Origin of the sequence: Enterococcus camelliae (assembly GCF_042685105.1) — a bacterium.
GTDB classification, from domain to species: Bacteria; Bacillota; Bacilli; order Lactobacillales; family Enterococcaceae; genus Enterococcus_G; species Enterococcus_G camelliae.
In genome coordinates this window covers 1-9,441 of record NZ_JBHUMO010000022.1, presented here as the reverse complement: position 1 = coordinate 9,441, position 9,441 = coordinate 1, and the positions used below count along the sequence as shown (strand labels likewise).

The window sequence follows — 9,441 nt, the reverse complement described above, 5'->3', positions numbered from 1 at the left end:
ATTCCCCTCTTTTATCCCAATTTCTCAACGTTTGTGGTGTTACACCTATCTGTTTTCCAAATTCACCTATCGAATACATAGTCATAATCTTCACCTCAAAATGAGGATACCACACATTGATGTTTTGAATGATATTTTTATAGATATTTATACATTATGATTAACTGTTGTTACCCTCCTCGCTCTTTTATTTTTCATTACTTTTCTCTATTGAAAATAAATCATATCCCAATATTCCAAGCTACTCACAGGAACTTCGATATACGCTCCTTTATCATCTTCACCGACGCTCATTGTTACTTCTTTTGATACGCCATTAAAGGCTGGGTCTGGCGAAGTGACATAGGCATGGGTATACGTATTCTCCGTGTAATACTTGACTTTTAAGTTTTCTTTCTTCGTTGGTGTTGCTTTCTTTCCTTCGTTTGCACGCCAAGTTACATCATTGACACCGCTTAAATTAATCAGTTGCAACGCTTCAATGCCGTCTTTTTCTTTTGCATACGTCCAAATCGTATCTGGATGACCATCACTGCTGGTTTGTTCATCGACGATTTGAATCAATTTTTGATTATCTTCCAAGCCATCACGTAAGATATTTTGATAAGCTACAATAAATTCTTGCAGTGCATGTTGGCGTTTTTGGTGCTCTTTACTCATATATAGGTTCTTATTAGGGAAATACTCATTTGAAAGCATTTCTGTGCCATTCCCTAATTCAATTCTTGAACCACCCGCTGCATAAACAGCTGCATCGGTTAATAAAACGGCTGCTTGATTAAATGGTTTACGTTTCCCTTGGGCTGCTGCATAATCATATTCCATATAAGCCGGTATAATTAACGATTTTCCATTGCTTTCTTTACGTGACTGATCGATTTCTCGTTTCAAGCTCATATAATCATCATACGTATGCCCTTCACTGTCTTTATCCCAAGGCCAAATTTCAGAGTAGAGGACATCAACATTTGATGCATTTACCTGCTCGATGCCCTGCGCACCTACTGGATTAAAAGAAAGGTAGTAGCGATCCCCTAGACGTTCTTTTACGGTATTTAAAAATGACTTGTAGCTATCTTTCACATATTTTGCTTTTTCGGGTTTCCCAATATCGGCAGTGGTCCACATTTTTCCCCATTCCCCAACAGTGTCACCATGCCAACCATCAAATCCCATTACTTCTAATGCTTCTTTGTTTTTTTCGATGATATAATCTTGCCATTCAGGGTTATCTAAATCAAAGAAAAATAGATTTGATTGACCCGTGGGACTTGCACCCATTTTAAAGGTAAAGACATCCCCTGGCCGTCTACCAGCTTCTCCATGATCCTCAGCATAATGCAACAACCATTCGTCTTTAATTCCGTACTTCTTATAATTATTCGTTGCTGCGTAGACCATATTATAACTCATATTCACGATATTTTCTTGCTTAGCCAGCTGAATATATTCTTTTACTTTATTGCCATCAATTTGTCTGCCTGACCAATCCTGCCAAGTCATTGAGCCATCTTCAGGAATCAGTTGATGATGCAAAAATTTCCAATCATAATATTCAATAGAGTTTAGCTGCCAATCTTTCATCTGTGCGATGGTTTTAGCGGGCGTTGCTTCATCGCCAAATTCTGTTAAATAGCCATAACGTGGAAACTTGGTCCAGTTACTCGAAACATCCACCGCTTTATTGGTTTGAGCAATGGTTTCTCCGGATTGATTTTTCATTTCAATTTGCAATAAATATCCTTGAAAATCGGTTTTTGGAGGTTGCCATTCAATGGTCATCTGTCCCTTACCGTTAACGGTTTCCCATTTTGCAGCTTGTTGATCAACTTTTTTCCCCAAATGAGTCACCCGTAATTGATAGGTTCCTTGATTTTTTTTTGCTTCATCCGCTAATGAAACGGTTAAGGTTACCTTGTCCCCAGGTCGATAGACGGCTTGGTCTGCGCTTATCTTATCAATTGACACGTTTGCCTGTTTTTGCTTATTCATTCTCACCACTCCAAAGATTACTCCGACAACCAGAGCCCCACTTATTATTCCGAAAACAATTTTTTTCATATTTGCTCCCTTCAATGCATGATTGTAAAAAGTCGTTCTTATCAAAAAAACCGAACCATAATGAGACTGGCTCATGTCACTGCTTGTGACAAGTGAGATTCATCATCACTATCGTTCGGGTCTGGTTTTACTGCTATACATACATGTCCCTATTTACTCAGCTAGTCACTCTGCACGTTGGTCCGTGTATTCGCATTCAAACAGTGCTTGTGATAAATCACGAGAAGGTACTTGGGAAAGTAAATTGAATCGTTTGTTCTTACTTGATTCATTTCGGTAACGATCCCATAATTGATCTTTTAATTCATTCTCAATGTTTGCTCGTTTTAAGATATCAAAAACAGCCTGTTCACTAGTTTGTGTTTTGCTGTAGGCAAAACCTGATAGTGTGAGCATATGTTGCTCTTCCGGTTGATTGATTAAAATGATTTGTTCTTTCAACTGAGCATCATACGTAGAGGAAAGATTGTCACCACTAACCTGTACTTCATCGGTCACGCGTAAATGAAACTCATGTTGACGTTCATTTGGCAGAATATCTTTCGATCCTTCTATTTCGATAACCAATTTTTTGGTTTCATTATCCAAACGAACGCGGGTTACGCATCGTTGATTTCCCTCATCTTCAATCAATTCATATTGATTGCTGCTTCCAGGGAATATTTCCCAACGGATGGTTGTTGGCAACTCATTCGCTTTTGTTTGCTCAGGATGGGCATCTAACGGTACAATGGCGCCCGCTTTAGCTAAAACAGGAATATCGTTTAGCGAACGATACATCGTAATGGTTGTATCGCCTTCATAACGACAGTTTCGGAAAAGGTCAAACCAATCTCCCTCTGGTAAAAAGACAGCCACTTTTCCTAACTCTGTCTGCCGATCCATTGGTTGTGTAATTGGAGCAACCAAAAGTTCAGAACCAAAGAAGTATTGATTACGCGTACGGTAAGATGCATCTACTTCCGGGTAACGGTAATACATTGGCTGCATCAGCGGTTCACCATTCTCATGTGTCTTCACATTTGCTGTGTAAAGATAAGGCAGTAAAGCATGGCGGAAGCGCAAGTAATCCTTCATAATCCCGGCTATTGTTGGTTCATAGGTCCAAGGTTCCTTGCTTGTAAACGCACTTGATGAACTATGCAAACGATTGATTGGACTAAATACCCCAAATTGCAACCAGCGTAAGGACAATTCTTCGTCTTTGTATCCTAACATGTGTCCACCAATATCATGACTCCACCAAGAATAACCAATGTTCGAAGCCGTGACGGTCATGTATGGTTGGAAATCAAGCGATTCCCAACTGATAATCGTGTCCCCAGAAAAGCCGAGTGGGTACCGATGGCTTCCTGGTCCGGCATAGCGTGATAAAATTAATGGATCGTGTTTGCGTTCTACTTGATCTAGAAAGTGGTAATGGTTCAATTGCCATAACGGATCTAAGCCCGCTACTTCGCTTTTTGTTCCTTGTTGCCAATCAATCCACCAAAAATCGACTCCATCTTCTTCCATTGGATGATGAACATCTTCGAAATAACTGATACGGAAATTTTCGTCATTTAAATCAAAGCGAGCTGGCTCTTCTGCCTCTTGGTCGAGATGCAACCGTTTTGCCACTCGTGGATAGGCTTCTTCGAATGCACGAATTCCATCAGCTGGATGGACATTGAGCGTAATCGCTAAGCCACGATCATGTAACGCTTGCATAAAGCGCGTTGGATTCGGAAATAATTTTTTATCCCACGTGTAACCTGTCCAACCATTACCAAAACGTTCTGGCACTTCCGTCAAATGCCAATCCATGTCAATTACCGACACCGATAAAGGCACCGCTTCTTCTTGAAATTGTTCAATCAATTCTAAATAGCTATCTTCCGTGTATTTCCAATAACGACTCCACCAGTTTCCTAAAGCATAACGAGGTAGCAAGGGTGTTTGACCTGTCAACTGATAGAAATCTTTCAATGCTTGGAAGTAATCATGTCCATAAGCAAAGAGGTAACAATCCGTTTCACTTCCTAGGCGCTTAACTGGTTGCTTCATCTCATCTATCGCAAAAGTTGTTGAATCGTCCATTATAGTGACACCGTTACGGCTCATGATACCATCTTCAAGTGGAATTTCTCCATCTGCTCCATCAAGCGTTCGCGTTGTTCCTTTTAGGTTCCATTCAGTATCTCCAAAACGCCAGTGGTGCGTATAACCTGTTGCAAAGCGCACATCCATCGAAACGGTATATTCATTAAATTCTTTTTCTTTTTCATAAAAAAGATCAAAATTTGGTGTATGAATTTCTAGTTGCGTTTCCGTTTCAGAAATGGTTGCTGTTGGTGTTCCAAATGTACGATTTAAAACAGTTTGTGTCGGACGATCTTCAAATTGTCCAGTTTGACTATATTCCATCCGAATCAATTGATTCGTTAGAATTGTGATACGATAATGTTCTCCTTGAATAATAGACTTTGTCATCATTCTCTCCTATACATTTTTTAAAATTTTTGCAGCAAATGCTTCATATGGCTTTAATGATACTTCGCCACTTTTTGGTAATGAGGTGTGATAGTTATGCACAAGTACTTCCCCAATTTCTTCTTCCAACGTAAACGTTTGCTTTGATTCCGAAAAATTAGCCACGACTAGCCATTTCTCACCGGAAAATTCTCGATAATACGCAAATACTTCTTCTTCTGTCTCTTCAATTAATTCGTATTCGCCCCAAACAACAATTGCATGCTCTTTGCGCAATTCTATTAACTTTTTGTATGTGTAAAAAACAGAATCCTCATCCGCCAAACTTTGTTCCACATTAATTTCAGGGTAATTTGGATTAACGTGCAACCAAGGTGTCCCTGTTGTAAAGCCTGCATTGGCCGAATTGTCCCATTGCATTGGTGTCCGGGCATTGTCACGTCCCTTAGCATTAATGGATTCGATAATGGCTTCTTTCGTATAGCCCTGATCTAGGCGCTCATTGTACATATTAATACTTTCAATATCATCCACTTCATCAATTGTTGAAATTGGGCAATTCGTCATGCCAATTTCTTCTCCTTGATAAATGTATGGCGTCCCTTTCATCATATGTAGCAAAATAGCAAACATTTTGGCACTTTCCACACGATATTCTTTGTCATTTCCCCAACGTGAAACGATTCTTGGTAAATCATGATTGTTCCAGAATAAACTATTCCAACCTTCATGTCCTAATGAAGTTTGCCACTTAGATAGAACTTGCTTTAATTGACCAATAGACAATGGTTTCAAATCCCACTTATCTTTGCCTTCTTGTTGATCCAAACCAATATGTTCAAATTGAAAGACCATTGAAAGTTCATTTCTGGTTGGATCAGAATACAATTTAGCGATTTCTGGTGTTGCTCCCCAAGTTTCGCCCACCGTCATTACATCTTGCGAGCCAAAAGTTGCTTGATTCATTTCTTGAAGATACGTGTGCAACATTGGCCCATTTCCGGTAATGCTTTGATCAGGTAATTTGCCAATTAAATCGATGACGTCCATCCGGAAACCACCAATTCCTTTTTCCAACCAAAAATTCATCATATCGTAGACTTCTTGACGAACTTTTTTGTTTTCCCAATTTAAGTCTGGTTGTTTTTTACTAAACAAGTGTAAATAATACTGACCCGATGCTTCATCATATTCCCATGCACTTCCACTAAATGTTGAATGCAAATCATTTGGGACGTCCCCATTAACTGGATCACGCCAGACATAATAATCTCGGTATGGATTTTCTTTGCCTTTCTTGGCTTCTACAAACCAAGCATGTTCATCAGAAGTATGATTAACAACAAGGTCCATAACGATTTTAATGTCTCTTTTATTGGCTTCTTGGATTAATTCTTCCATATCCGCCATCGAACCAAATTCATCCATAATATCTTCATAATCACTGATATCATAGCCGTTGTCATCATTCGGCGATTTGTAAACTGGCGAAAGCCAGATAGCTGTAATTCCTAATAATTGTAAATAATCTAAACGGGAAATAATCCCAGGAATGTCCCCAATTCCGTCTCCATTGCTATCCTGGAAACTTCTAGGATAAATTTGATATACTACGGCCTTTTGCCACCATGACGTCATGTTAAATCTCCTTCATTTTTTCATATTTTTTAAAAATACCTAACAATAAAAACGATTTTAAGAAAATCATAAATGCGATGCCTATGAAAACACTCATATACAGTATGAAAACAAAAAGATTGGAAGAAAGGAACATCAGTGTAATGATCCCACTACTCATTCCTGCCAAAAGAATGCTCGTAAACACATTCATGACAGCTAGTTTCAATGAATTAGCTAGGGTATTTTTTAAACTATCTTGATAACGCGCAATATACGCATACAAATACTGAGTGATAAACAAAATAAATAACGCTGTCACCCCAACACCGACCATTGGAAGTGTGATTCCATGGAATGTCTGCACAAAATACCAACCATCCACTATAAATAGTACTGAAAGCAAGGATTGAATCATACTAAATACCATTGCTTGTTTAAAATTTTGCTTAAAGGCTTCAAAATAATTTTTTATTACTTGCATATCATTTTTTTCATGCATCTTGAAACAAACGGTATAAGCTGCACTCAATGAAACACCCGTTGTGACGAGTGGCAGACTAGTTAAGAGGATACAAAAGTTCAGCACCATCAATCCCCAGATCTTTGCAAGTACACGATACACGGGGCCACCAACATCAAAAAATCTATCCACATTCTTCACCTCTTTTCTTCTCATCTCGTTTTGACGCATTCAAAACCTATTCTTTGACCGCTCCTACAACAATTCCTTGAACGAAGTATTTTTGTAAGAATGGATAAATGACTAGTAACGGAATGATTGCTACAACAATTTTCGCAGCATTCAAGTTACGGTTTGATACTGATAACAAGCTTTGTAATTGTTCAGTAGATAATCCACCAGCATTTTGTAACGTAGCTGCAATATTTACGGACAATGATTGGATGTAGGTCATCAATGGATAATTTTTAATATCCGTCATGTAAATCAATCCACCAAAGAAGTCATTCCAACTACCTACAATACTGAATAAGGACACCGTTGCTAAGGATGGTAAAGAAATCGGAATATAGATTTTAAGCAAAATATCCCAAGCATTTGCGCCATCCAACAAAGCTGATTCTTCCAATGATTTTGGAATTCCGCGGAAAAAATTCATTACTAAAATCACACTACCGATTGGAACAGCACCAGGTAAAATCAATGACCACACGGAATTAATCAAACCTAAATTTTTAACAACTAAATAAGTTGGAATCATCCCACCATTAAAGAGCATTGCAAAAATCATAAGGTTCATAAAAAACTTGCGAGAAAAGAACACTTTTTTGCTTTTCGACAAAGGATAAGCTAATGTCACAATCAGTATCAAGTTTAGTGCAAGTGCTACGAATACTCTAAATACTGAAATGCCGAATGAACGCCAAAATTGAGTATCACCGACAATTTTTTCATATGCTGCAAAAGTTAATTCTACTGGCCATAAACCAACCTTATTTGCAGCTGCTGCCTGAGAACTACTTAGAGAGAGCGCAATTACATTCATCAATGGGATTAAGCATGATAACGTCAAGAGAATTACTAATAAATAGATAATAAATTGACGAATGCCAAATTTTTCTTTCATTTTTTTATTCCTCCTTTAACGTTTAGAACATCACCCGATTTGTTGCTTTTTCAGCCGCTTTGTTCGAAATCCAGATTAAGAATAATCCGATAATCGAGCGAATTAACCCAACTGCAGCCCCTAAACTATAGTCTCGTCCAATTAGACCAATTCGATAAATATATGTATCTAAGACATCCCCACTCGAATACACTGGAGGAGAATATAAATTGTACACTTGGTCAAAACCAGCACTTAAAATGCCTGGCAAAGCCAAAATTGTCATCAAAATAATAAAAGGCATCATTCCTGGGACGGTTACATAGCGTACTTTTTGATACCAGCTCGCCCCATCCATTGTCGCTGCTTCATATAATCCTGGATCAATCGCCGTAATAGCGGCTAAGAAGATAATCGAATTATACCCAAAACCTTTCCAAACATCCGTCCAAATTAATAGGTGTGGGAACACTTTATTGCTACCTAAGAAATTCACTGAGTTAAGACCGATACTTTGTAAAATTTGATTGACTGTTCCGTCTAAACTAAACAAGTTTACAATAACCGAAGCTAAGATTACCCATGAAAGAAAATAAGGCAAATAGACAATTGTTTGCATCGTACGCTTCATCCATTGGACACGAATTTCATTTAATAAAATTGCGAATATAATTGGGATAATTGTATTCCAAATGATTTTTCCTACGGCAATAAAAACGGTATTGTAGGTAACTTTCCAGATATCAGGTAGATTAAAAAGGTATTTGAAATTATCTAAATAAACAAATTCAGAATGTAGAAATCCTCTTGCTGGTATAAAATCTTGAAACGCCATAATTAACCCGAACATCGGTGCATAAGAGAAAACTAACAAAAAGAGTATTCCTGGCATTACCATAGCTATGAATAGCCATTGATCTCTTGAAAACCAAGATTTCCTTTTTATCGCTTTTTTATCCATAATAGTCTCCTTACTGTCAGATAGAAAATAGAGCATTTGCTGACAAATGCTCTATTAACTCATAACTCAATTTAGTTATTTTTGCTTGTCAGCAATTTTTTGCATTTCTGCGAGAATTTCTTTACCACCTTGGTTATTCCATTCTTTGGTGTATTTATCAAATTTGCTTAATGGTTCTGCTCCTGTTACAAATTTGATGAACGTTTCTTCTTCAAGTTTAGAAATTTGAGCACCATTACGATCGTTTGCTTTAATTGTATCAAAGGTTATAAATGGTTTTACTTCGTTATAGATGCCTTCTTTACGTACACCATCCATTACACCAGCCACTGCTAAATCACGTGAAGCGTACACAGACCAGTCGGTTGGATCTGCTCCTTCTGGATTGTCCAAGTAAGCTTTGATTTTACGAGCATTATTTTGAACGATAAACTTCGTAATATCATTGATATTTGTTTTGCCTTCTGCAGCATTTGTCGCAGTCACTGCATCATCAATTTCACTCAAGTTTTTGAAGAATTCGATATTGACTGGTTTCACTGAACCGTCTACAGCTTTTTGAGCGTAATCATAAATTTCAGGGTATTCTTTTTCCATGTCTTTTGAGTTTGCTACTTTGTCAAATAATAAATTGAACATTTCAACAACTTTTTCTGGATGCTTAATTGCAATATCAAATGCATAAAAAAATCAAAAAACCTTTATAGACAGCGAATTACTCAATAATCCAGTGTTACCAACGATTTAACCCTTGTCTGGCAG

Annotated in this window: 8 protein-coding genes; all 8 read right to left on the bottom strand. The window is 37.8% G+C overall.

Annotated features, from left to right (window positions below; translation table 11 throughout):
• Positions 1-79, bottom strand: a 79-nt coding sequence (locus tag ACFSR0_RS03450) for a MerR family DNA-binding transcriptional regulator (RefSeq protein WP_379979935.1), incomplete at its 3' end; no start/stop codon positions are given.
• 128 nt (positions 80-207) lie between these two features.
• A complete protein-coding gene (locus tag ACFSR0_RS03445; RefSeq protein WP_379979933.1) occupies positions 208-1,992 on the bottom strand; it encodes a glycoside hydrolase family 66 protein in 1,785 nt (594 codons plus the stop codon).
• A gap of 234 nt (positions 1,993-2,226) precedes the next feature.
• Positions 2,227-4,536, bottom strand: a complete 2,310-nt coding sequence (locus ACFSR0_RS03440; protein WP_379979931.1) for a glycoside hydrolase family 31 protein — start codon at positions 4,534-4,536, stop codon at positions 2,227-2,229.
• Between the two features lie 6 nt (positions 4,537-4,542).
• Positions 4,543-6,171: a glycoside hydrolase family 13 protein gene (locus ACFSR0_RS03435; protein ID WP_379979929.1), complete on the bottom strand. Its 1,629-nt coding sequence runs from the start codon at positions 6,169-6,171 to the stop codon at positions 4,543-4,545.
• A gap of 1 nt (position 6,172) precedes the next feature.
• Positions 6,173-6,805, bottom strand: a complete 633-nt coding sequence (locus tag ACFSR0_RS03430) for a YesL family protein (RefSeq protein ID WP_379979927.1) — start codon at positions 6,803-6,805, stop codon at positions 6,173-6,175.
• Positions 6,806-6,851: 46 nt separating this feature from the next.
• Positions 6,852-7,739, bottom strand: coding sequence for a carbohydrate ABC transporter permease (locus ACFSR0_RS03425; protein WP_379979925.1), 888 nt, complete (start codon positions 7,737-7,739; stop codon positions 6,852-6,854).
• A gap of 22 nt (positions 7,740-7,761) precedes the next feature.
• Positions 7,762-8,679: an ABC transporter permease gene (locus ACFSR0_RS03420; RefSeq protein WP_379979923.1), complete on the bottom strand. Its 918-nt coding sequence runs from the start codon at positions 8,677-8,679 to the stop codon at positions 7,762-7,764.
• 75 nt (positions 8,680-8,754) lie between these two features.
• Complete coding sequence (locus ACFSR0_RS03415) at positions 8,755-9,318, bottom strand: hypothetical protein (protein WP_379979921.1); 564 nt, start codon at positions 9,316-9,318, stop codon at positions 8,755-8,757.
• Positions 9,319-9,441: the final 123 nt, after the last annotated feature.

Bases quoted from the DNA above. Each gene is read 5' to 3' on its own strand.
- ACFSR0_RS03445 (WP_379979933.1), bottom strand. From the start codon at position 1,992: ATGAATAAGCAAAAACAGGCAAACGTGTCAATTGATAAGATAAGCGCA.
- ACFSR0_RS03440 (WP_379979931.1), bottom strand. From the start codon at position 4,536: ATGATGACAAAGTCTATTATTCAAGGAGAACATTATCGTATCACAATT.
- ACFSR0_RS03435 (WP_379979929.1), bottom strand. From the start codon at position 6,171: ATGACGTCATGGTGGCAAAAGGCCGTAGTATATCAAATTTATCCTAGA.
- ACFSR0_RS03425 (WP_379979925.1), bottom strand. From the start codon at position 7,739: ATGAAAGAAAAATTTGGCATTCGTCAATTTATTATCTATTTATTAGTA.
- ACFSR0_RS03420 (WP_379979923.1), bottom strand. From the start codon at position 8,679: ATGGATAAAAAAGCGATAAAAAGGAAATCTTGGTTTTCAAGAGATCAA.
- ACFSR0_RS03415 (WP_379979921.1), bottom strand. From the start codon at position 9,318: ATGTTCAATTTATTATTTGACAAAGTAGCAAACTCAAAAGACATGGAA.